Raw genomic sequence first — 24,983 nt, forward strand, 5'->3', positions numbered from 1 at the left:
CTAGTCCATTCCTATAGGGGAAGAATGATTTAGCTTAAATCGACGTCTTTGCAGCCAAAGAAGTAAGTCGCGAGGAAGCCGACGATGTAAGAGATAAGCAGGCCAGCAACAAACACCATCATGCCCGGGAAGATGCCATTTTCAGATGTCATGAGAGGAATCGCCACGATACCGGATGGGCCAAACACCGTATTAAGACCAACTGGTAAGCCAAGGTAAGAAACTAAACCGATAAAGAAGCCGCCCGCAGCACCACCAATACAAGCGGTAACGAATGGTTTTACACGTGGTAATGTCACGCCGTAAATCAATGGTTCGCCAATGCCTAGAAGACCCGGAATAATAGCGCCTTTAACTTGAGTGCGCAGTAGAGCGTCTTTTTTGGCTTTGAAATACAGCGCCATTGACGCGCCAACCTGACCGCCACCTGCCATCGCCAGGATAGGGAATAGTGAGTTAAAGCCCTGTGCTTCCATCAATGCGAAGTACACTGGAACAAAACCCTGGTGGATGCCAAATACCACAGAAATTAAGAACAAACCTGCCAAGATTGCAGCGCCTAATGGGTTATCGTTCAAGTTGAGGAACAACCAAGACATCCCTTTAAACAGCTCGCCGCCGATTGGCATGATGATCAAGAAGGTTACCGCACCCATGATCAACAGAGTGATAACGGACGTTAAGATCATGTCCAGATCATCTGGCATGTATTGACGAACCTTACGCTCGACTTGTGCACCGATGATCGCTGCTAAAAGTACGCCGATAATGTTGCCGCGCGGATCAATCGCAAAGCCGAAAAACTCGTTCATGCCAGAGTAAATGCCGGATGTCGCCTCTGGGTTGTAACCCAGCACAAACAAAGAGGCGAGAATGGCACCATTAACACCAGAGCCGCCAAATGCTTGCTGCGCGTTGTAACCAATCAGAATACTTAGGAAAGCAAACAGGCCCTTACCAAAGACTTTCATGTAGGCGATCAAATCCAACATAAACTGGCTTGGTGTCTGGTCAAGAACAAACATCTGCTCCAATAACGTCGCAAAACCTAGCAACAAACCAGCGGCAATAAAGCCAGGGATCAACGGCGTAAAGATGGTGGCAAACTTGCTTAAAAAACGCTGAACCGCACTGGTTTGTTTGCTCTTCATCTGTTTTTTCTGCTCGGCCGCGACGGCAGAAAGATCTTGTTGCGGCATATCTGCTTCTTCACTGTCACCAGAGGTTAAGCTTTCGATCAGTTGATTCATCATCTCAGCCGCTTGTTGAGCTTTTCCGGGACCGAGAATGATCTGAAACTGCTCATCGCTTTCCACCACACCCATTACGCCGGGAATTTGCTTGATAACTGATTGATCAGCCAAGCCATTGTTGGCGAGCGATAAACGCAAACGCGTCATACAGTTACCACATTTGCTTACGTTGCTACTGCCACCCACTGCGGACAGCAACTGCGATACTGTGTTTGAAGTTATTTTTGCCATAGGGTCTATCCTTCAGAACTCGGATTATTTAGTTATTATTTAGTGCTGCGCGAATAAAGCCGTTGTGCGCGGCTAGGCGTGATTTGGCTTGTTCGGCATCCAAATCGGCCAAAATCATTAAGATGGCGGTTTTGCAGTGGCGACCACAGGCATTTAATGCTCGCTCTGCTTCTTCTTTTGATGCGTCGGTTGCTTCCACAACAATGTTGGTTTGGCGTTGGATGAGCTTGGCGTTAGTGGCTTCTACATCCACCATTAAGTTGCCAAATACCTTACCGCTACGAATCATTGCGCCTGTCGTGAGCATGTTTAGCACCAGTTTTTGTGCGGTGCCGGCTTTCATGCGAGAAGATCCAGTGACAACCTCTGCGCCAACTATCGGCAGAATCGCGATGTCGGCCGCTTCTGCCATGGCACATTCTGGATTACAAGCGATAGATGCGGTCGTGGCTCCGATGGATTTAGCGTACTCCAAACCACCTAGTACATAAGGTGTACGGCCACTCGCTGCAATGCCTACAACCACGTCATGCTTGGTGAGGTGAAGTGCTTTTAAGTCGTCTTGACCCATTTTCGCGTTGTCTTCTGCGTTTTCTACCGCTTTCAAAATCGCCTGATGTCCACCAGCAATTAAGCCAATCACCATATCTGGGTGCGTGCCGTAGGTAGGAGGACACTCGCTCGCATCAAGAATGCCTAAGCGACCTGACGTACCAGCTCCCATGTAAATTAAACGGCCACCATTTGCAAAAGCTTGGGTAATTGCGTCAACTGTCTCTGCAATTTGTGGTAGCACCGCTTTTACCGCGAGCGGGACTTTTTGATCCTCTTCATTAATGACTTGCAGCATCTCGATTGTCGAAAGCGTATCGATCTCGGCACTGGCTGGGTTACGGCTTTCTGTCACCAATCTGCTTAAATCAATTTTCATGTTTTGCACTCTTTGTAATGTTCAATCTGAGGGCGATTTTATGGAATAAAATATTCAGGTTTGGTGATAAAAATCACACTTGAGGTTATTCTTTATGCAGGAGAAATTTGGAATAATGAGAGAAAATATACGTCTATTACATCCGGGATTAACTGTCTTGGTTAGAATAATCAGGGGGTTAAATCAAACGCCTATTATTTCTGTTTTGGAATAATTTATTTAAAATTTTTGAGGTTTTTGTTGTGTCAGTTATCAATAGGATAGTAGCGAGGCGTACTCAGCTTTCGCAAAGCGGTCGTTTGGTTGGCGATTGGATTGTTGAAAACGCAGAAAAGGCGGCGCTGCTCACCAGCCAAGAACTTGCGGCGCAAGTAAAAGTGAGTCAATCGAGCATTGTGAAATTTACTCAGCGTATCGGCTTTAAAGGTTACAGCGAGTTTAAGTTAGCTCTGAATGAAGAGATTGGCCGTAAGCATGCGATGCAGTCGACACCGCTGCACAGTGATATTTTGGCTGACGACCCCATTGCGGTAATTTCACAGAAACTGGTGAAAGCGAAAACCGACGCTATGTTTCAAACCACCAATACGCTGTCTTACGAAGCGTGTCACCAAGCGGTGAAATGGTTGAGTGAAGCGCGTCGAGTGCAAGTGGTCGGGATTGGGGGCTCTGCACTGACCGCGAAGGATTTAAGCTTTAAACTGCTTAAACTTGGTATTACGGCGCTTTCTGAACAAGACAGCCACGTGCAGATTGCTGTTGCCCGCACGCTCTCTCCAGAAGATGTTCAGATCGCAATCTCGTTTTCGGGTGAGCGCAAAGAAATTCTCGTCGCGGCAGAAGCGGCAAAAGAGCAGGGCGCGAAGGTGATTGCGTTATCTGCGCCTGGAAGAAGTCGCTTGCGCGGTATTGCCGATATTACGTTTGATACGATTGCCAATGAAACGGAACATCGCAGCTCATCCATTGCTTCGCGTACCGCGCAAAACGTGATCACCGATTTGCTGTTTATCATCTTGGTTCAGCAAAGAGACGACAGTGCCCGTCAGTTGATCAGCGATATCAGTACCGACATCAAACAGATCCTAACATGATCGCTTGTTTAACAGCGGACTAGAGATCCGGATCGTGCCTCAGCAAAGCAATAAAAGCAGAGAGATGTTTTTCAATGGTGAGATCGGCAGAAATCGCTGGTAACTCCAACGTGATGCAAGGTAAATCACGTTCACTACACCAAGTGCCGAATGAGCCGGGTGTTTCGTAGTCGATATCGTCAACGATTGGCAGTTGGAACTGCTCGCCGAGCCATTTGGCAAGGTCGGAATGTTTGGGATCATCCACAAAAGCAAGCGGTTCATGAAACGACACCACAAACTTTGGCTTGCGCAGTTCAATCAAGTTAATTAATGCGCTAACTTCAGGCTCTAGTTGGTTTTTAGTGCCAGTTTTCACCTTTACGTCTCGAATGGGTGTGTGAGAGCTCCATCGATACACGGTGCCATGCTCAGTCCAATTTTGGGTTGGAAACGCGCGATTGAGATCCACTTGGTTTGCATTTGCGCGTGTGCCTAGCTGGTTGCCGTCCGGATTCATTGACAGAATCACATCATGTCGTAAGTTTTCTGCAGGCAAGCTTCTTAGCGCGCAGGACAAACCTGCAATCGAGGCCGTCTCGTCCCCGTGAGTGCCTGCCAAAATCAAACCTCGCGAAGCACTTTCGACTTGAGCCGGAAAATACAATAATGGCGCACCAAGCACGGATTGACCGTATGATGTTGGCCGAATTAAAAATGCCGCTCTTTCCGTTCTTGGAATTAGACTCACCGTAATCTCCTGATTGATGAAGTAGTATCAATATCTAAGCTAATTACACCTAGCTAAACTGAACCGTTTAAACTCGTCAACGGTTGAAATGTTAATTGTGGCACTTGCTTCACAAGACGCGTTAGGAGAACGAAAAACGATATGGATTTTAAAAAACATTCAACGGCGTTGCTGATTTCCTCTTTATTCACCCCTTTTCTTGCTACATCAGTTGCTGCGGATACCTTACCTAAAGGCATTCAACTTGCCGCAGAACAGCATTTAGTACGTGCGAATGACGCAGAGGCGGCGACGCTTGACCCAGCGAAAGCCGAAGGTCTGCCAGAAATGCATGTGATTCGTGACTTATTTGAAGGGCTTGTGATTCAAGATCGTGACGGAAACATTATTCCCGGTGTGGCAGAATCATGGGAAACCAACGACAACCAAACCTTTACTTTTCACTTGCGCAAAGACGCGAAATGGTCGAATGGCGAGCCTGTGACAGCGGATGATTTTGTTTATTCACTGCGCCGAGCGGTGAACCCGAAGACCGCTTCTCCAAATGTTTGGTATCTCAAACTCACCAAGATCAAAAACATCGCCGATGTAGCAGAGGGCAAAAAGCCTTTGGACGATCTCGGTATCAAGGCAGTGGATAAATACACCCTACGTTTTGAGTTGGACAGTCAAGTGCCGTACTTTGTTGCTATGACTGGGCACACGTCCATGATGCCAGTGCATCAAGCGACAGTGGAAAACCGCGACAAGCCGTGGAGCGATCCAGACCAATTTGTTAGTAACGGTGCATTCACATTGGATAAGTGGGTCGTGAATGAGCGCATTGAACTGGTTAAGAGTCCAAGTTACTGGGACAGCGCAGATACGCATCTAAACAGAGTGACTTACATTCCGTTTGAAAACCAAAACGCGTCTATCAATCGTTATGCGGCAGGAGAGCTGGATATCACGTCAGATGTGCCGACTCATATGGCGCAGAAGCTTAAACAAGATTACAAGCAGGCTTACACGGTGGTGCCATTATTGTGCACGTATTACTACGCGTTCAATACCACTCGTCCGCCATTTGATGATGTGCGAGTGCGTCAAGCGGTGTCGTACTCCATCATGCGCGATGTGATTACGAATGGTGTCACGCAAGTGGGCAACCTTCCTGCTTATACTTTTGCGCATCAGTACACCGCAGGGTTTGATGCGACGCCGCCTGAATACAGTAAGTGGAGTCAGCAACAACGTGACGAGAAAGCGCATCAGTTGTTAAAAGAAGCGGGTTACAGCCAAGACAAGCCGCTCGATTTTAAATTGCTGTACAACACCAGTGAGGCAAACAAATCGATCGCGGTTGCGATAGCGTCGATGCTACAAAAAAATCTCGGTGCAAACGTGGAGTTAGAAAACCAAGAGTGGAAGTCGTACTTAGTGGCGCGTAAACAAGGCAATTTCGATGTGATGCGCGCTTCCTGGTGTGGTGATTACAATGAAGCGTCTACTTTCCTGAGCTTACTTCGCTCAGGTTCTTCGGGTAACTTTGCACGTTACAGCAGTGAAGCGTACGACAACGCGATGAACAGTGCATTGGCAGCAACCGATGAGAAAGCGCGCCAAGGTTTCTATGATCAAGCCGAGCAATTGTTGGCGGCGGATATGCCAATCGCACCGATTTACTACTACATGCAAGCGCGTTTGGTTCGTCCTACGGTTGGCGGTTTTGCCAAGAACAACGTAGAAGGTCGTATCTACTCGAAAGACCTCTACATCAAGAAGTAGCGCTCAAAACAAGCGATAAATATGAAGCCCCGAAGATGTATCTTACGGGGCTTCTTTTTATTGTTAGCGAGTGGAGAGTTTATTCACGAGCATAGCGACTCGTTTGCCAAGATACTTCGCCGTTGCAACATCAGAGGCATGCAACTGACCATCTTCATCACCTTGTGCAACAATACCGCCTTGTACACCATAACGATTCAGGTTTTGCTCCCCAGAATTGCTGATCTTATCCAACCCGACCCACATCATGCCGTGTTGGTTAGCGAGCGTTTGGAGATATTGTAATGTGCAAGATTGGTCGCCATTCAACGCTCCTCCGCTAGTAAAACCTGCTGCCACTTTATTTGCCCACTTCTGGTAATACCAAGATTCACTGCTTGCATCTGCAAATGCTTTAAACTGTGCTGCTACACCGCCCATATAGGTCGGTGAGCCAAAGATAATCGCATCACACTCAGCAAGTTCATCCATTAGGTTAGGATTCACAAAACGTCCCTCAATAATCTCACTGCCTTCAATTCGGTGAGAGAGGATTTCACATTCACCTTGCTGCTTAATGCCTTGTTGTTCAACGCCTGCGGCAATCGCGCGAGCAAGTTGACCAGTAACGTCGGTTTTAGAGAAATAAATAATCGCAATTTTGGACACAATGGTTCCTTTTTTCATTGTTGATTTTTAATCGTGCGACTAAGGCTAAAACCTCAAGCTAAGTTGAGGTCAAGAAGAGATTTGAGATAGATAAAGTACGAATTGGTATCTAAAGAGCTTTCTTATAGGGTAAGTCGACGGCATAACTAAAGTGAATGCAACGACGATGAATGTCGTGTATAAAAGCGTTAAAGGAAGATCTTAAAGATGTAGAAAACTCTCTTGGAAACAATGATAAAGGTACTGATGCTAGTGATGATTAATAGGCGGAAAAATAGATTAAAATATGTAAACTCAGACCTGATCCAAGGCGGGAAAAGTACATTTCATCGTTTCTTAAGGCGAGGGATTATTATCATTATGGTAGGAGGCCTTTCTACAGCCTCTTCCACGGTATTTGCACACTTTATAGCGGGGGTGTTTGATGTGGATATGAATGTTCATCCAGAGAGCTTAGAAGAAAAAGTGCATGCACTACTTTTTGTTCCGGTCAGTCTGTTTTTTACCTCTTTTATGCCCTTATCTCGCTAAAAATTAGTGGGTGGCTCATAATGAAGCTAAAAATATAAGCCTAACTAAAACCATGTCCTTGTATTTTAAGGAAGATGGAACTAGTGACGATTTTTTCTTTGCTTGCACCATCTCTATTTTTTGTATTTATTTAAGGTTCGTAAATAAGAAGCTTCCTTTGGTTAAAGTGGCGCTTTTGGTTTCGGCGATGTGTCATGTTTTTATCATGAAAGAATACAGTGGTGACCTTCAGCTTATACGTTTTGTCTCTTCACTGTTTTTCGCCATTAACTTTGGGTTATTTGTGACCACCAGTTGATACTAAAAAGCCGATGTAGATACATCGGCTTTTTAGTGGGTTATTTCTTTCTGCGAGTATAAATCCGAGATTTTACTTTACTTGGCTCTGGCTTGTTTTTCGCCAGCTTTAGCACTGCTTTTTGCAAAATCTGGTTGTTTGGGTAAGTGATTAAGTTTCCGTTGTCGTGCTTAATTAACACGTGAAACATACTGATTTCTTGAATCTCACCGCAGATGTCTTCATCTTTATCTACGACTTTAATTCGGTCACCCACTCGGTATGGGAAGACAAAAAAGATCAAAAAGCTGGCAGTGATGTTGCTCAGAATTGACCACTGCGCAATAAACGCCACACCTAATACGGCAAAAATGGACGATAGGAACAAAGACACATCGCCATAGCCAATACCTGTGATAATGGCAAAAATAGAGGCGGTCAAAAATAGCAGCGCGACATTGAAACAGCGCTGAATAAAACTTAAACGAGCCTTTTTTACACCTTTCGTTGTTGCCAAATTTAGGATGGCTCGATTTACAATCCTCTTCAGGATGCGATACGCGATCAGGACAAAAATGCCCATCAATAGTTTGTAACCGAGGGAGCCCGTAGTGAAATACTGGCTCACTTGCTCTAATTGGATCCAATCATTCATTTCTTCATCTCGACGATATCTAGAAAGCGGCTTTTATAGCTGATTTTTTGCTGTAAGTAATCACAATTTTTCTTTACACCATTTGTCTCTGTGTTGAGGTTCCACAGAGTACTATATAAGTTAATCAAAGACTTAGTGAGTATTACGAACTCAATGGCTTCATTACTTATATTCAATCAAAGCTGACGTGATTTTGAAGAGAGCAATCTTTGAGCTGTATCCCATATCCGACATTCTATGACGCTAGTTCCTTATAAACGAGCTGAATATGACTTTTGTCCTGATAACCTAAGGTTTATTAATTGAAATAGCTTTTAGGGCGTTGAAAAATGGAAGAAGATGAAAAGGCGATTATGATTTTATTCGTGATTGTTGGCCTTGTACTCGTTTGGGTCGCGCTTGAAGAACTTAATTATCTCGGGCTCACAATAAAATAAGCCCCGTTAAACACAAGTTAAACGGGGCCCTTGTCTTTTATCAATGTGAATTCAGGCTAGCTAACCGCACGCACTTTGCCTTGTTTCAAATCGTTCAGCACTTGCGCTTTAGGGCCATCTGCGATGATGCTGCCTTTCTCCATCACAATTACGCGATCAACGATGTCGAGCATAGACGTTTTATGCGTAATCAGAATCAGCGTTTCACTAGGTTTCAACTGTGCTAATTGATGTTTAATGTGCATCTCTGAGCGATTATCCATCGCACTGGTTGGTTCATCCATGAGTAGAACAGGAGGACGACCCAAAAATGCACGAGCGATCGTGACTGCTTGACGTTGACCACCCGAAAGCATTGCACCGCCTTCACCAACTTGGCGTTCTAAGCCCGCTGGGTCAGATTGCGTAAACGCAGTAACACCGGCACGATTCGCTGCTTCTAGTACGTCACGGTCATCGGTTAATGGGCGACCTAGCGTAATGTTGTCGCGGATAGAACCAAAGAATAGATTCGAATCTTGCGGCACACAACCAATATTACGGCGAATGTCGACATGATGCAGTTGTGCGATGTCGGTATCATCAATGCGAACATGACCTTCCGTCGGCTGATACAAGCCCATGATGAGACGTTCTAACGTGGTTTTACCCGAACCGATACGGCCTATGATCGCTACTTTTTCGCCTGGGTTAATGGTCAAGCTCAAATCTCGAATCGACGCCACCGGTGAATCTGGGTAGTGGAAGGTCACGCGTTCAAGTTCAATTTTGCCTTGTACTATTGGACGGTGAATGTAACGTTTACCTTCTTCTTGTTCATCCGGCATCTCCATGACTTGATTGATAATTGTCATAGAAGACTTCGCTTGGTTGTAGCGCGTAGAGAGTAAGGATAACTGAACCAAAGGACCAATCGCGCGGCCGCTAAGCATGGTTGCGGCAATCAAACCGCCCATGGTTAAGTCGCCTTCTGCAATTAAGTAAACGCCTAGGATGATCATCCCTACGTTACTACTTTGCTGCACAAAACCTGCCGCGTTTTGAATGCTATCCGTAATTCGGCGGCTTTTTATATTCCAGTTCGCCATGTGCGCAACTGCCTCTTCCCAGCGGTATTGGAATTGGCTTTGCGCACTGAGCATTTTTACGGTTTCTAACCCAGCCAGGCTCTCTATCAAATTGGCATATTTTTGCGATGCTAGGCGTGAACCCTCCTCTATGGAGCGACGCAGCGGCCCTTGTATCAGTAGCGAGTGAATAATCAAAATGACCACGCCCACCATCGGTACATACACAAGATCGCCAGCCATTAGCCATATAATCACTAAGAACAGAATGGCAAAAGGCAAATCAATGAGAGCACTGACGGTCGCTGAAGTAAAAAACTCTCGAATAGATTCGAATTCTTGTAAATGGCGAGCGAAGGCACCGACCGAAGGCGGCTTCGATTCCATTCTAATCCCCATCACTTTGCTGAACAGTTTGGATGAAATCAGAATGTCAGACTTCTTGCCCGCCACATCAATGAAGTAATTTCTCAGCGACTTGAGAATGAAGTCAAACAGGAACACGACAAAGATGCCACTTGCTAGTACCCATAGGGTTTCAAACGCAAGATTCGGAACCACTTTGTCGTACACCAAGCGAGTGAATAGCGGAGCGGCAACCGCAAAGAGGTTGATGAGAAGTGATGCGATTAAAACATCACGGTAGATGCGTTTTGACTGCCACAAGGTTGACCAGAACCAGTGGCCTTCGTTGGTTTTGAGCACTTCGGGAGAGCGCTCATCGAAACGGAATTGCTTTTTAACTAAAAAGTACCGACCAGTGTATTGCTCAAGTAGGTCTTCTAATGGAATAGAGATCGGCACCATTCCACTTTCTAGGGTGGTGACTTCGGCCTCGCGTTTCTCCATATTGATGCTGTTGAGAACGCAAGAGTCACCGCCTTTAAGAACTAAGATTGCCGGCAGAATTAGGCTAGAGATGCTCTCCAGCTCTGCGCGGTTTTCCTTGGCAACCAATCCGGCCCTTTCCGCTGCTCTTGGTAGCAAAAATGGGGTCAGTTTACCGTCAGATAGCGGTAGTCCGTTGACTAGCGCTTCTGGCGAGTTAGCTAACCCATAGTAACGGCTAACGTAGATGAGCGAATTCAGTAAAGGGTCTTTCATCGTTGATAAACCTTTTTATTCCTTGTCGACGATGAATCCTTGGAATACCTCAACAAAATGTTCAGTGAGGAAGTCCAACTGGATTTGAGTTTCGATACGCGATGCGATAGTCGTAATACCAAGGTTGTGGGCAGTACGAGAGATCGACGTTAGCGTGAATTTCTGTTTTTCGTCGTGCAAGTTGTGTGTGAATAGGTAATCGAGCTTCACATAGTTCGGGCGGAACTCTTGGATGTATTCCAAAGATTGGAAGTTACGTCCGTAGTTATCTACGCCGAACTCAGCACCTGATTGGCGAATGGCATTACATAACAGTGCTGTGTGGTGAGGCTGATCGATAAAGCATTCCTCTGGAATTTCAAAGTGTAGCTTAGAGGCCACTTTGGCGTGTTTTTCCAGCATGCTAGTTGTCCAGCGAATAAACGATGGTTGAGATAAGCTGCTTTGCGCGATGTTAATCGCGACTGGGTCATTAAGTTCACCACTTTCTAGCATCTTAATCATTGATTCAATGACATACTGGTCAAAGATGTTGGTGGCGTCTAACTGTTCTAGTGCGAATAGGTATTGATTCGCACGATACGTTTCACCATCTTTTTCGATGCTTGAAAATACTTCGTTGTGGAATACTTTACCCCATGTGTTTTTCGCAGCTTGGAAACGGAATTTAACCCAATCACTATGAATGGCTTCTTCAACCAACGCTTTCCATTGCTGTTTACCCATCAAACTAGAAGGTGTATCACTGCCAATGAAGCCGTATGGCTTGTCTGGTTGCGCTTTGGCTTTCGATAGTGCGTTGTCCACCATCGAGAGGATTTCAGAGCGCGTTTTCTGATCTTTGCTGTGTGCAACCCCTAGTGACGCTTTAGGTTTTGCTAAGCCTGTTGGGTCAGTATTTAGGCCGTTCACACAATTGACGATGCTGTCCGATAAAATGCGTAACTCGCTCTCATCCATATGAGGGAAAAGCAAGCCGAACTCATCACTAGACAAGCGAGCAATAGTGGCTCCCGGTACATCAATGGTGTTTTTCAAACGTTGAGACAGTTCTTTAACGTGGGCATCTGCGCGTTGGTAATCTTTGGTCTCGTAAATGTCCCCAATGTATTCAGCATGGAGTAGCGCGATACCCCCTTGCGTTTGCTCTGCAAGCCATTGGTCGATTTGGTTGATGTAGAATGAGCGGTTACCCAATTTAGATATAGGATCGAGGTAAGCCTGAGCACGCAGACGTTGCGCCTCTTTGGCTTGCTCTTTGAATGATAGCTCGATTTGAGCAGACATCATGTTAATGCCATCTACCACCGCGATAAGATCTTTGGTTCTTGGACGAGCAAGCGGTTCACCAAATTGGTTATTCGCGATTTCATGCATTTTATTTACGATGGCCGTTAATGGTTTTAGCGAGCGACGTAGGATGTATGAAATTGCCACTAAACCAGCTAGAAAAATAACACTGAATACAGACAGCAAGCCAATAAAACCTTGCCAGAGCTGCTCGTAAGCTGCGCCTGGATGGCTAATGATTTCTACTTCGGCGAGCTGCATCCAACCACTGGTCACAACACGCTTATCGTGAATCGCTTTAAATAGATTCATGTCGATAAACCATTGTGGCACCGTACTTGGTTTAACTGGGTAAGTACGCACGATCTGGTAGTCAGAATCTAATGCTGTAAGACGAACAACGGAGTAGGTGCTGCCGTCAAATAGAGCATTAATCACGGACTCAACCGCGACTTTATCTTTGTCCTTTAGGTAAGGAGCCAGTGCCAAACCTACGGTGTTAATAGTGTTGTTGACCTCTGAACGTTGCTGTTGCTCCAAGCTGTCTCGAGTCGTGTTGAATTGGATTACGAATACTGATGCCAACAAGAGTATAAAGACCGTAACCATCCCCACCACAAGCTTCTTATATAGGGTCATGTTTCTCACTCGTCATAGTTAATTTTAGGTTTATTTAACTGCAACTTACGTTCGCGCGAGCGTAAGTCATTCCAAAGGCTCAACCGTGATGCTTTCCCTGCCAGCTCTCCAGTGCTAGCAGATGACTTCATCAACCACAGGTTTGTACCATTAAAACTGTATATCGGTAGCAAGTCGCTACGCTTAGAGGCTCGGACAATGTCAGGATTGATATTATCGAGAATGAGCGGCTCAGAACGTGGGGTAGGGTAGTAAGCTAATACCATGTGAAACTGATTCAGTTCGATGGCTTTTACGTATATTAACCGCATCTTTGAATCTGGTATTCCTAGCTCGAGTAAAGAGAAGTACTTAGCAATAGTGAAATCTTCACAGTCTCCTGCGTTACTCCCTAAAAATTCGAGTGGCGTAGCCCAATAATCTGTCTTTCCCCACAGTTTTATGTCGTCAACGAAATACAGCTGATTAAAAAAGTCGTTAACGCCAGCGAGCTGTTCATGAGTCTCTAATTGTTTAAATAAGTCGAGGTTCTTTCGCCATGTATTTACGCGCAATCCCGCACGTTCGCCGTACACCGCTGTGACCGTATTGACCCATCGTTGTTCTTTACTGTTCAGCGCACCAAGTTGGAACGACAAACAACTTAAGCTGATTAATAATGTAACTTTACGCTGCAAATTGGATCGCATATTCGACTCGTATCACAAGTATACTCTTCTAGAGAGTTCGTCAGTGAGAAATAAGTGCTTTTTATTTAATCACTTATCGCTCAATACTCTCTATCGCGAGTATCTTAATGTGGTTTACTCCTTCAAGGCGTTAGTTTTGGCACTTAAGATAGGCTTAAGTAGATACTCCAAAACGGTTCGCTTCCCTGTGATGATATCGACCGATGCTGTCATTCCTGGAATGATTGGTAAATCTGCATCTTGACCAAAGTTTGTTTTTTCGGTGCGTACACGAACAATGTAGAAGCTGTTGCCTTCTTCATCTTGAGTGGTATCCGCGCTGATATGTTCCAACTCACCCTCTAAACCGCCGTACTTTGTGAAGTCGTAAGCTGTAAACTTCACGATAGCATGAAGATCTGGGCGTAAAAATGCGATGTCTTTTGGCGCAATTTTCGCCTCTACCAATAGTGTGTCTTCTGTTGGTACGATCTCGACGATATCCATACCAGGTTGGATAACACCACCGACAGTATTGATGTTCAGTGTTTTGATTTTGCCTGTTACTGGCGAATTCACAACCGTTCGGTTTACTCTATCTTCCAAGCCCACCGCTGATTCAACCAAAGCAGATAACTGGTCTTGGGCGCTGTTGAGTTTCTCTTGCTGTTCAGAGCGGAATTTGAGTGCAACATCAATACGGTTGAGCATGGATTCTCGAATCGCTGATTGCAATACGGGAATCTTGAGCTCACTGGACGTCATTTCACGACGGGTATCGTTGACTTGGCGCTGTAATTTGAGCAGTTCAATACGAGGAACAACGCCCTCGTCTGCCAAAGGTTTGGTGATATCGAGTTCTTTTTTCGCGTATTGGTAGCTTTGACGCAAGTTCCTTACTCGTGCTTGGATCTCTACCAAGTCCTGCTGCTTTTGCTGCACTTGTTGGTCAATAACAGAAAGTTGGTTGCGTAAATTATCTAGATCTTCGCGATATTCTGCTTTTTGACGCTGTGTGAGTTGAGGTCGAGTCTCTTCCAAGGTTGGTGGGAAGGTCAGTTTACCGTAATCAAGTAGTACACTTTGACGCCAGTTTTCCGTTTCAAAATCACGATTAACGGCAACACTGTTAATAGAAGCGGATAGTTGCAGCACAGATGCGGTAAGGTTGGCAACTTGTTGCTCACGTTCACGAAAATCTGAGCGAAAGCGGGTGTCATCGATAAGCAGTAACTGTTGGCCTTTTTCAACCAACTGACCTTCTTTGACCAAGATTTCTTTGACTAAGCCACCTTCTAAGTTTTGGACTACTTGTATCTGTGAGGAGGGAATCACTTTGCCTTGACCAACCGTGACTTTGTCGATTTCAGCCCAAGATGCCCAACCTATTGCTGCAATGAAAAATAGCACCATAACCCAGAGCATAAAACGCGCGCTGTTGGGGGTATTGAGGAGCAATGCTGCAGTTTTGTCATCAACAAAATCCAACTCTTCATCGTTGAGTTTGTTGTAGTTATCTCGGCTCATCACAGTCCCTGCTTATATAATTACGGATTATCTTTTTGATCTTATTATTATTAACCGATCATGTCAGCATGCTCGGCTAATAAAATATGAGAAGAGGGTTATTCTCTCTTCAAATGAGCTTTCTTACACTTTCTAAATCAAACAAAAGCATAATTAGCGCCGGAGTATAGCTATTACGCCTTGAACTTGGCTTTATCCAACTGATGTTTTTTTAGTTTGTCGTACAAGGTTTTGCGTGATACCTGTAATTCTAGTTGAACCTCTTTGAGTCTGCCGCGATGTCTTTGCAATGCATCGAATAACAAGCAATATTCAAAGTATTCTGTGCGCTGAGTCATACTCTGAATTTCAAGACTTTTCTCACTGTTCCAATCTTCCATTCTAAAAGTATCTGGCTTGAGGGCACGAAGTTCAGCAAATTGGCGTAGCTGCTTAACGTTTTCTGGCCATTCGAGACTGGTGAGGTGTTTGACCTCTTCTAGGCTGATATGTGGCGGCTGTAACTGATATCGGCTCGCTGTGTGGCGCACAAAGTGCTTGTATAAAGGCCCTATATCTTCCTTTCTTTCATCGAGCGTCGGTAAGTGAATTAGAGTCGCCAGGGATTTTAGAGGTGGCTCGGCTTGGGTGGTCGCGCCAAAAACACGTTCAAGTTTCGGGTGCTTGAACAAGTATTCCCATTGTTCAAATGATACATGCTCTGCGCTATGTAAGTACAAACTGCAGTGGCGTTTTCCTTCACTTAAGCGGTGTATGGCTTTGTCGAGCGCTTCTAATGAAAGCTCATAGAGGTCTTCACCAGAAGCGGCGATTAGCTCACTATCTGGTGTTGCATGTATGTCGTGGGCAAATTGTGCAGCGAGTCGCCGACCCGTACCATCTTGACCTACAAAAATGAGCGGCTGGCTTGTAGGCGCACTGATCAAGGCGCGACGAATACTAACCATGGCCTTACTGTGACCAATCATTTTCGGACCAACATGAGTTTGCATGTCGAGCTCTTTCTTAAGCCAGATGTTTTCTTGCAACAAGTTCAGTTTATCGCTGGCATTGTTGAGCGATTTCATGAGCTGTTCCGTTGAAAACGGTTTTTCTAGAAAGTCGTACGCGCCGCTTTTCATCGCATCTACCGCGGTTTTCACATCTCCATGTCCAGTAAGTACGATGAATTGAAAGTGATCGTTTTTGCTTCGCAAAGTTCGCATAAACTCCAAGCCATCCATCACGGGCATATGGATATCGGTAATGATAATCGCAGGTGTATTTGAGTCGATTACGCGTAAGGCTTCTACTGCGTTTGGTAAGCAGGTGACGTCTATCCCTTCAATCAGCAGGGCTTGAGACACGGCATCACGAATGTGTGGTTCGTCATCAACAAAGAAAACTGGGTTATTCATGGTCGTTTTCCACTTCTGGGGGTACGTTTATTCTGATTGACTATTGGTAGCGTCACGATAAAGGTCATCCCTCCTGCTTGTTGTTCTGTGTTCTGATGTTTATAGGCACAGAGGGAGCCGTGATAGCTCTCTATAATCCGCTTGGAGATTGTTAAACCTAATCCAAGACCCTCCGGCTTAGTCGTAAAAAATGGGTCGAACACTTTTGCTAGGGCTTCGTCTGACATCCCTGGTCCGTTATCGGAAACAAGAATGTCGCAACTGTCATCATGACACTGAACAGCAATGGATATTTGCGGATCGATACAGTGGTTTTCCATCGCTTGTGCGGCGTTGTGGAAGAGGTTTATCAGCACTTGTTCTAATTCAACGCTGTGAATGGCCAGCTTCACATCATAGTCGATGGCCGGAACTTTTAGTGTTACTCCTTGCTTAATAAGCTTGTTGCTCAAAATGCTGGTGGCAGTATGTACCGCGTCGTGCAGTACTGAGATTTCATTGTGTGAATCGTGCGTGGCTTTCCGAGTAAAGACTTTTAAGCGGGCAATGACTTCCGAAATGGTGTCATTGAGTGTCAGCATTTTGCCCAAATTGTCAGCGACCATTGGGTATTTTTCCATTGCCAACAAACGCTGCGAGTTTTCGGTATAGGTTCTTAGTGCGGAAAGTGGCTGATTTATCTCATGATTAATACTGGCTGATAGCTCGCCCAACAGTGCCAATTTCGCGGCTTGCGTCAGCTCTTGTTGTGTTTGTTTAAGCTCTTGTTGGCTTTGTTCATATTGGCGGATGGTCTGTTGTAGCTTTTGGTTGGCTTCACTCAGAACTAGTGTCCGTTGCACTACTTTTTCTTCTAGGCTCACATTGAGATGAGCAAGGCGCGCTTTGTTAACTAGGGTTTGGAACCACGCTAACGCAATTAGAGCAATGAGCGCATATAAGATCAGGAAGACGATATCGGCCTGTAAAACGGCGGCAAGAACGCTGTTGTGGTTAATTAAGGCAACGACGCGAAACCCTTTATCCAATAAGTGTGTTGCGTATGCGAGGTAATTCGGTGATAGAAGCAATTGATTGTCATCAAACTCCGTGACACCACTGTGTGCCGTTAACTCACCAAAATATTCGGGTAAGGTATCGCCATATTGACGCGTTTCGGTAAGTTCATTTATTGCACTCGATGACAGTGGGAAAAGTGCACGATAGCGCCAGTCTGGTAAATTGCTCATAAACACGACATTGTGTTTATCTGTAATGAGTACGTCAGTCGTGGTTTGCGAAAGGCGCTGTTCTAATTGCTCCAAATTCACTTTTACTGTGATCACGCCAACGACTTCCTCATTTACCCACAGCGGAGATGAGAAGAAGTACCCACGTTTATTCGAGCGTACGCCTAATCCAACGTATTGAGCGGGCTCACCGCGTCGCGCATTTTTAAAATAGGGGCGATAGCTAAAGCTAGAGCCGACAAACGTATCTTCTTGCTGAAAGTTACTTGAGGCAATGACTAACCCGGTGCGGTCATGAACGTAAATCGTATCGGCCAAACTTTGCTTCAACCAATCTGATAACAGTAGGTTGAGCTCTTGAGAGGGCGTTCCGCGCTCTACTGCTTTGAGTAGTCTTGGGTCGTGACTTAATAGGTTTGGTATCTGTTCAAACTTTGCCAGTTCGTAGTCCACTTCTTGTGACACTTGCGCGGCTTGTCTCTCTAGCTTTTGTTGCCATTGATCATGTTGGTATTGAGTTGCGTAATGATGAGTAAGCGCAAGCCCTGAAATGCCAACGGCACACAGTAGCAGTAAAAAATGACGTAGGGCTTTGGGGTTGAGTAAGTTCACGATCGGCTCACTGGTTTTTTGTGTCATGGTATCAAATGACGCACTGTGATGCTGTGAGCGGCAACGATAACAAGCACAATGATGTCCTTGTATTTCCTCAGTATCGGGAGCACAATCGACAAAAACGAGTGAAGGAGTAAAGATGGAACTTGCTGATATTCGTCGTGAGTACACCAAAGGTGGGCTGCGTCGTAAAGATTTGAAAGCTGATCCTATTGATCAATTTAATCTGTGGCTAGAGCAAGCAGTTGAAGCGGGTTTAACGGACCCGACTGCGATGACAGTTGCAACGGTTGATGAAAATGGCATGCCGTTTCAACGCATTGTTCTATTGAAAAACGTCGACAAAGATGGTTTTGTGTTTTACACCAACCTAGGCAGTCGCAAGGCCCAGCAGCTAGAGCATAACAGCAATATTAGTTTGCACTTCCCTTGGCACCCGTTAGAGCGCCAAGTTCATATTACTGGTGTGGCTGAAAAGCTTACCGCCGTAGAGAATATGAAATACTTTACTTCTCGTCCTAAAGAGAGCCAGTTGGCCGCAATTGCGAGCAAACAAAGTAGTCGTATTTCTGCCAGAGGTGTGTTGGAAGGTAAGTTTTTAGAGCTAAAACAGAAGTTTGCTAAGGGTGAAATACCAGTACCAACCTTTTGGGGTGGCTTTCGCGTAAAACCAAAGAGCATCGAATTTTGGCAAGGTGGCGAACATCGCCTTCACGATCGTTTTCTTTTCTCCCAGCATGATGGAAGTTGGGACATTGATCGTTTAGCGCCATAGGCTTATGGTCCCTCATGAATAAACAAACACCGCCGAATTGGGGCGGTGTTTTTGTAGGTGGAAGCGATGTGAATTATCGCTCTCCATTCAACACAACCGATAATTGATGCTTAAGCAGGGTTTTGGGTACAACAGAGCCGTAGCCTGCTTCCATTGCTTTATCTATTAGCTCGTTCTTGCTGTTCGCTGCAAACTTATTACGTAAGCGTGCGACGTGACCTTCAACGGTTTTTGTTGATATGCCCATGACCTGAGAGATAAATTGAGGCTTTTTGCCATAGAGCAAGAGGAAAAGCGTTTCTTGCTCGCGGCATGTGAGCTTCTCTGGTTTTGGTTGTAAGTCAGAAAAACGAAAGATGGATTGTTGATTTGGGTTGGTACTGATTGCACGACAAACCCAATACCCGACTTCAATCACGGCGGTGTCGGTGAGTTCCCTTCCGTAGAAAATGGTGCCTACGATGTCGCCTTTGTCATCTCGCCACGGTGTTTTAGTAAATATATGTGCTCGCCAGCGGCCATCTGGATAAGGGTGGATATCCAGAATTTTTAGTGACTCGCCAGTTTCGAGAACGTGTTTATCTTGGCGTTGAAATTCTTGCGCGCATTCAGTGGTTGGGCTGGCCATATCAAAATCAGTTTTACCCAAGCACTCCTCGGGCGACGTGTGCCCTAACAGTTCTGCGTATTCCTGGTTTACGTATAGGAATACCGAATCTTTATCTTTGCATCCCCAACAACCTGGTAGCTGTTTAAGGAGGGATTGTTCTATGGTATCGACTGAAATATTCACAAAAGGACTCACTACATACTGCTTTTACCAATACAGAGACGTCCGTGTTACATGGCTCGTATTGATGTTGCCAAGTAGGCAGTTACGTTGCTAGAACACGTTCGTTGATTGGCGCTCAATCCAATTAAATTCATGGTGTTCGATGTTTTCGTCAGGTAGTCATAGACAACGACGAAATGGAACGAAGAGTTTAATTGGGAAAATGGTCTGTTTCATTACAGATATGTGCGCTCACGGATGTCCGCCAATGTTCGGCTTACAACTCGTATCGTCATTGATCATGCTTCCTACAACTCAGTTGTAATGTGGTTGACGTTCATATCACTTGTGAGCGAAAGAGCAGCACCTAAGCATATGAGAGGGACAGTGAGACAAACGCTATGATATCAGCTTATGCCATTGTTTTCATTGTTGAGAAGCGAAAAAAAAGCCAGCCTGAAGACGGGCTGGCAACACAAGATATAATCTTGTCGACGTGTAGAAGAGGTTCTAAATTACCTAGCGAGGGTCTGCTAAGTAAGTTAGAGGTATCAATGAGATACCGAGAGCCTTAGATCGTATGCATCTTAAAGCTCGATAACTAATGTATTGAATCAGAGGCATATTAGTAAGGGGGGAAATCCCTCTATGTTGAGTTTAAGCGTGGGTTTCGATCCGTTTCAGGGACGACTTATCTAATATGGAGCACGGTGTTTTACAAAATAACGGATTGTTCGGTAATAAGGATCTTTACATTGATTGATTATGTATAAGTAAGGTGTTGCCTATCTATCCGTTTTTGTTAATAAAATTGGTTGCTCACTGACCGTAAATTAATCTCGCATGATCATCGTTCCGGAACTATGATCATGTAAATGAACTTGATCATGCTGATTTGATCTTGTCGATTGAGTTGGGTAAAAGTTGCAACCCAACAAAGAAGGTATATGATGCGAAGACGTAGGCTGACCGTGTAAAGACGACTGTTTAAAATGAATGACTCAGATAACCAAAAAATCCTTTCATATCAAGAGATTATGCTGCCGAAGCCGGCGGAGCTGATCACACTTCCGTCTTATATGGATTGCCACGATCATTCTTATACGCAGATCGTGATTGGTTTAAAAGGGCAAGCCGAATTTGAAGTGCGCGGGCGAGGTAATCTTGTCGGCCCTGGTCAAGGTTGTGTGGTCACCGCATGCTCTGATCATGCTTTCGGTGGCGTCATCAATCAATCGGATATTTTGGTGCTGAATATGCCCAAACCGACAAATGATGATCCTGAAATGCTTCAAAAAATCAATAACCTGGAGAGAGACCATGTCTACTTCCAGTTAGATAGTCAAATTCAGAAGCTGATACAGATGTTGGTTCAGGAAATGCGAAACCATCCGGATGACCTGCTGTTAAGTCGTGCGTGTAACGACACTGTGATTGCGTTAATGCAGCGCCATATCTCGGCATTTGAGACCAGTCGAAAAGAGTCGCGCTTTGATTTGGAGGCGATTGATCGTTACATTGAGCAGCACCTGAGTCATAAGATTAGTGTGGCTCAATTGGCCGGGCGAGTGTTTCTTGGGGAAAGTCAGTTTCATTGCTTGTTTAAAGAGCAGATGGGGATTACACCTCATCAATATGTTCTCGGAAAGCGAATCGACATGGCTCGTGAATTAATCGAGCAAGGGCACCTTTCTTTAGGGCAAATTGCCGAGTTTACTGGCTTCTCAAGCCAGAGTACTTTTACTCATACTTTTACTCGCTTACAGGGAATATCACCTTCCCGTTATAAAAAACAAGTTGGATAACAACGCGTTTTTTTAGGTCAAATAATCATCAATTAGAATAAAGCCATGCACTATGCATGGTTTTTTATGTTTTATTCACGTGACCTATCTCTCGTTTTTTAAATTCTCTGTTCTTTGCAGTGGCTGATATGCCACTTGATCCTACATTTTCTCTTAGAACGAGCTCTTCACAAAAATCTTATTGATATTCTTGATATTTTGTTGTGAATGCAATGAAAAAATTAAAATTTACAACACAAAATATTACCTATTTGAATGTGACTATGTGGATGTTTTGTTATAAAAGCGAGTTTTTGGCAAAAATGTCGTAGTTTTTGACAAGTATTCTTATCGGCCTCAAAATACACTGCCAGCCATTGATAATCCTCGAAGCGGTTTTCGAGGAGTGAGATTGAGGAACACACATGTTTACAGCTACGAACGTGTTGACACCGGAATTTATCGGGCAGCCGCTTGATAAGTTGTGGTCACTGATCTCGCCATTATATATGGTGGACGAGTCTCAATGGCTAGAGCAACTATTGCCACTAGCGACGCCGACAGAGGATGAAAAATCGGCGATCACTACCCAAACGACCCACCTTATCGAAGCCATTCGTGCCGATAAGAAGTCAATCCAGATGATTGATGCTTTATTGCTGGAATACAGCTTAGATACTCAAGAAGGTATCTTGCTGATGTGTCTTGCAGAAGCATTAATGCGCATCCCAGATGCCGCGACAGCAGATTCTTTGATTAAAGATAAGTTGAGTGTCGCAGACTGGAAATCTCACCTGAAAAACTCTGACTCTGTGTTTGTTAACGCATCAACATGGGGCCTTATGCTAACAGGTAAAGTGGTTGGTCTTGGTGAGCAAGGTACCCAGAGCCCAGGTCAGGCTGTAAACCGTCTGGTAAATAAATTCTCTGAGCCCGTGATTCGTAAAGCCATGTATCAGGCAATGAAGATAATGGGTCACCAGTTTGTTCGTGGTCGTACGATCGAAGAAGCGCAGAAGAACGGTCGCCCAATGCGCGACAAAGGTTTCACCTACTCGTTTGATATGTTGGGTGAGGCGGCGTTAACTACAGCGGACGCGAACAAGTACTTCAAAGATTACCTAATGGCGATCGAAGCGGTGGGTCGCGAGACTTACGGTAACGACACCAGTCCAGCGCCTTCGATTTCCATCAAGCTTTCTGCATTACACCCGCGCTACGAAGTCGCAAATGAAGAGCGTGTAATGACAGAGTTGTATGACTCACTAATGCAACTACTAAAACGTGCTATTGAAGTCGACGTTGCAATCACAATCGATGCAGAAGAAGCGGATCGCCTTGAGCTTTCCCTGAAGCTATTTGAGAAAGTATACCGTAGCGATCTTGTGAAGGGTTGGGGCAAGTTTGGTTTGGTTATTCAAGCCTACTCAAAACGTGCGCTACCAGTCTTGGTGTGGCTAAATGCACTCGCAAAAGAACAAGGTGACGTTATTCCTCTGCGTTTGGTTAAAGGCGCGTACTGGGACAGCGAAATCAAGTGGTCTCAACAAGCGGGTTATGCAAATTACCCAGTATACACTCGCAAAGAAGCGACGGACGTTGCATACCTAGCTTGTGCTCGTTTCCTACTTAGCGAAGGTGTTCGCGGTAATATCTACCCACAATTTGCAAGCCACAATGCTCACACGGTGACGGCAATTGCTGTCATGGCGGAGCACAAAGAATACGAGTTCCAGCGCCTGCATGGTATGGGTGATTCACTGTATAACCATGTTATGAAAATGTACGGTCAGCCAGTACGTATTTATGCTCCTGTCGGTAGCCATGCTGATCTTCTTCCGTACTTGGTTCGTCGTTTGCTTGAAAATGGTGCGAACAGCTCGTTTGTACACCGTCTAGTTGATGCGCGTTGTCCGATTTATGAGTTGACCCATCACCCTGTGGATGTGTTGACGGGTTTTGACACGCTACACAACGACAAAATTCCATTGCCTGCCGATATTTTCCCTGAGCGTAAGAACTCATATGGCGTCAACATTGATATCGACAGTGAGGCGAAGCCATTTGAAGCGCAGGTAGAAAGCTTCATGGACAATCAGTGGGTTGCAGGCCCGATGATCAATGGTGAGCGTTTTGCCGAAAGCATGATCAAGGAAAATGCGGCTGAGATCATCACCGCACCGTACGATCGCCGAATTGAAGTCGGCAAAGTGGCATTTGCAACACTTGATCATGTTTCCGCTGCAATTGATGCGGCGCAAACTGCTTTCTCTGATTGGAAAGGTGTTCCTGTTGAGCAAAAAGCGGCTTGTTTAGAAAAGCTTGCTGACTTAATGGAAGAAAATCTGGCTGAGCTGGTGGCGATTTGTCACAAAGAAGCGGGCAAGACGATTCACGATAGTATTGATGAAGTTCGTGAAGCAGTGGATTTCTGTCGTTATTACGCGAAACAAGCGCAAAACCTACAGCCATTTGAGCTAGAAGGCTTTGACGGTGTGAAACGCATTTCTAGCCGTGAAGGTCTTGGTGTGTTTGTGTGTATCAGCCCTTGGAACTTCCCGTTGGCTATCTTCCTTGGTCAGGTAACGGCAGCACTGATTGCAGGTAACACTGTGGTTGCAAAACCTGCTGAGCAAACAAGCTTAATTGCCGCTCGTGCTATTGAATTAATGCTTGATGCTGGCTTCCCTGCAGGTGTGATTCAGTTACTTACTGGTCGCGGCGCTGAGATCGGTCATGCACTGACTTCTCATGATGCTATTGCTGGTGTGGCATTCACTGGCTCAACGGCAACGGCGCAACGCATTAACGTCACGCTCGCGGAGCGCAGCGCGAAACCGGTTCCGTTTATTGCGGAAACAGGTGGCCAAAACGCAATGATTGTGGACAGTACTGCATTGCCAGAGCAGGTGGTGCGTGATGTGATTCGTTCGGCGTTTGCATCTGCTGGTCAGCGTTGTTCTGCCCTTCGTGTTCTATTTGTACAAGAAGATGTAGCAGACCGTATGATCAACCTGATTCAGGGTGCGATGAATGAACTGCATGTTGGTTTACCTTACCTACACAAAACAGATGTTGGTCCGGTTATCGACAGCAATGCAAAACAAAAACTCCTCGCTCACCTTGAGCAAATGAGCAAAACACAGACTAAAGTCGCTCAGCTACAGCTGGATGAATCGTGCCAGCATGGTGACTTTGTCTCACCAAGTGCGTTTGAAATCTCGGGCATCGATGTGCTGAAAGAAGAACAATTTGGTCCAATCTTGCACATTGTTCGCTTTAAAGCGTCTGAATTACCGAACGTGGTTGCGCAGATCAACAAAACGGGTTTTGGCTTGACGATGGGTATCCATAGCCGTAACGAAACCACGTACCGTTGGATTGAGAAACATGCTCGAGTAGGTAACTGCTACATCAACCGAGACCAAGTTGGCGCTGTGGTTGGTGTACAGCCGTTTGGTGGTCAAGGCTTGTCGGGTACTGGCCCGAAAGCTGGTGGTCCACACTACCTATTCCGCTTTACTCAACATCTTCTTGCTCAAGCAGAAAACGCATAAGGAGT

Annotated in this window: 18 protein-coding genes; 6 read left to right on the top strand and 12 right to left on the bottom strand. The window is 45.3% G+C overall.

From position 1 onward, the window contains the following. Window positions 1-29 precede the first annotated feature (29 nt). Window positions 30-1,484 carry a PTS N-acetylmuramic acid transporter subunit IIBC gene (gene murP, locus R7Q11_RS03105; protein ID WP_170902810.1) on the bottom strand — a complete coding sequence of 485 codons (1,455 nt, stop codon included), beginning with the start codon at window positions 1,482-1,484 and terminating at the stop codon, window positions 30-32. A 28-nt stretch (window positions 1,485-1,512) separates the two neighbouring features. After that, window positions 1,513-2,415 (bottom strand): N-acetylmuramic acid 6-phosphate etherase, encoded by a 903-nt coding sequence (murQ, locus tag R7Q11_RS03110; protein ID WP_225466166.1) that lies wholly within the window; start codon window positions 2,413-2,415, stop codon window positions 1,513-1,515. Between the two features lie 242 nt (window positions 2,416-2,657). Between murQ and R7Q11_RS03115 the strand changes: the two genes are divergently transcribed. Next, window positions 2,658-3,509, top strand: coding sequence for an SIS domain-containing protein (locus R7Q11_RS03115; RefSeq protein WP_005383578.1), 852 nt, complete (start codon window positions 2,658-2,660; stop codon window positions 3,507-3,509). Window positions 3,510-3,528: 19 nt separating this feature from the next. Here R7Q11_RS03115 and mpaA read toward each other — a convergent pair whose 3' ends face one another. After that, a complete protein-coding gene (gene mpaA, locus R7Q11_RS03120; protein WP_225466167.1) occupies window positions 3,529-4,239 on the bottom strand; it encodes a murein tripeptide amidase MpaA in 711 nt (236 codons plus the stop codon). 141 nt (window positions 4,240-4,380) lie between these two features. Between mpaA and R7Q11_RS03125 the strand changes: the two genes are divergently transcribed. Then, window positions 4,381-6,006 carry an ABC transporter substrate-binding protein gene (locus tag R7Q11_RS03125; protein WP_225466168.1) on the top strand — a complete coding sequence of 542 codons (1,626 nt, stop codon included), beginning with the start codon at window positions 4,381-4,383 and terminating at the stop codon, window positions 6,004-6,006. Window positions 6,007-6,069: 63 nt separating this feature from the next. Here R7Q11_RS03125 and R7Q11_RS03130 read toward each other — a convergent pair whose 3' ends face one another. Continuing rightward, a complete protein-coding gene (locus tag R7Q11_RS03130; protein WP_225466169.1) occupies window positions 6,070-6,654 on the bottom strand; it encodes a flavodoxin family protein in 585 nt (194 codons plus the stop codon). Between the two features lie 222 nt (window positions 6,655-6,876). Here R7Q11_RS03130 and R7Q11_RS03135 point away from each other — a divergent pair, with 222 nt between their 5' ends. After that, window positions 6,877-7,185, top strand: coding sequence for a hypothetical protein (locus tag R7Q11_RS03135; protein WP_225466170.1), 309 nt, complete (start codon window positions 6,877-6,879; stop codon window positions 7,183-7,185). Between the two features lie 338 nt (window positions 7,186-7,523). On the opposite strand, the gene R7Q11_RS03140 is transcribed toward R7Q11_RS03135, so the two are convergent. The 7 genes from R7Q11_RS03140 to R7Q11_RS03170 all read right to left on the bottom strand — a co-directional run bounded on the left by R7Q11_RS03140 (window position 7,524) and on the right by R7Q11_RS03170 (window position 18,114). Continuing rightward, window positions 7,524-8,117 carry a mechanosensitive ion channel family protein gene (locus R7Q11_RS03140; protein WP_042522270.1) on the bottom strand — a complete coding sequence of 198 codons (594 nt, stop codon included), beginning with the start codon at window positions 8,115-8,117 and terminating at the stop codon, window positions 7,524-7,526. 493 nt (window positions 8,118-8,610) lie between these two features. Further along, window positions 8,611-10,725: a type I secretion system permease/ATPase gene (locus R7Q11_RS03145; protein WP_225466171.1), complete on the bottom strand. Its 2,115-nt coding sequence runs from the start codon at window positions 10,723-10,725 to the stop codon at window positions 8,611-8,613. Between the two features lie 15 nt (window positions 10,726-10,740). Continuing rightward, the gene (locus R7Q11_RS03150; protein WP_005383568.1) at window positions 10,741-12,654 is read right to left on the bottom strand and encodes an EAL domain-containing protein; all 1,914 of its coding nucleotides are present in this window, start codon (window positions 12,652-12,654) and stop codon (window positions 10,741-10,743) included. A 5-nt stretch (window positions 12,655-12,659) separates the two neighbouring features. Continuing rightward, entirely contained in the window at window positions 12,660-13,343 is a 684-nt protein-coding gene (locus tag R7Q11_RS03155) for a transglutaminase-like cysteine peptidase (RefSeq protein WP_225466172.1), read from the bottom strand. A 114-nt stretch (window positions 13,344-13,457) separates the two neighbouring features. Then, window positions 13,458-14,849 carry an HlyD family type I secretion periplasmic adaptor subunit gene (locus tag R7Q11_RS03160; protein WP_005374562.1) on the bottom strand — a complete coding sequence of 464 codons (1,392 nt, stop codon included), beginning with the start codon at window positions 14,847-14,849 and terminating at the stop codon, window positions 13,458-13,460. A gap of 173 nt (window positions 14,850-15,022) precedes the next feature. Further along, window positions 15,023-16,246 carry a sigma-54-dependent transcriptional regulator gene (locus tag R7Q11_RS03165; protein WP_005383565.1) on the bottom strand — a complete coding sequence of 408 codons (1,224 nt, stop codon included), beginning with the start codon at window positions 16,244-16,246 and terminating at the stop codon, window positions 15,023-15,025. Further along, a complete protein-coding gene (locus R7Q11_RS03170) occupies window positions 16,243-18,114 on the bottom strand; it encodes an ATP-binding protein (RefSeq protein ID WP_225466173.1) in 1,872 nt (623 codons plus the stop codon). Before R7Q11_RS03170 ends, R7Q11_RS03165 begins: the two co-directional genes overlap by 4 nt. A 115-nt stretch (window positions 18,115-18,229) precedes the next feature. Here R7Q11_RS03170 and pdxH point away from each other — a divergent pair, with 115 nt between their 5' ends. After that, a complete protein-coding gene (gene pdxH / locus R7Q11_RS03175; RefSeq protein WP_005374570.1) occupies window positions 18,230-18,865 on the top strand; it encodes a pyridoxamine 5'-phosphate oxidase in 636 nt (211 codons plus the stop codon). Window positions 18,866-18,938: 73 nt separating this feature from the next. On the opposite strand, the gene R7Q11_RS03180 is transcribed toward pdxH, so the two are convergent. Next, entirely contained in the window at window positions 18,939-19,658 is a 720-nt protein-coding gene (locus R7Q11_RS03180) for a PAS domain-containing protein (protein ID WP_017820063.1), read from the bottom strand. A 971-nt stretch (window positions 19,659-20,629) separates the two neighbouring features. Here R7Q11_RS03180 and R7Q11_RS03185 point away from each other — a divergent pair. Together R7Q11_RS03185 and putA are read left to right on the top strand one after the other, a co-directional pair. Then, window positions 20,630-21,442 (top strand): AraC family transcriptional regulator, encoded by an 813-nt coding sequence (locus tag R7Q11_RS03185; RefSeq protein WP_104976367.1) that lies wholly within the window; start codon window positions 20,630-20,632, stop codon window positions 21,440-21,442. Window positions 21,443-21,846: 404 nt separating this feature from the next. Then, on the top strand, window positions 21,847-24,978 hold the full coding sequence (putA, locus tag R7Q11_RS03190) for a bifunctional proline dehydrogenase/L-glutamate gamma-semialdehyde dehydrogenase PutA (protein ID WP_213906628.1): 3,132 nt from the start codon (window positions 21,847-21,849) through the stop codon (window positions 24,976-24,978). Window positions 24,979-24,983: the final 5 nt, after the last annotated feature.

The sequence above is a fragment of the Vibrio sp. 970 genome, assembly GCF_033339075.1.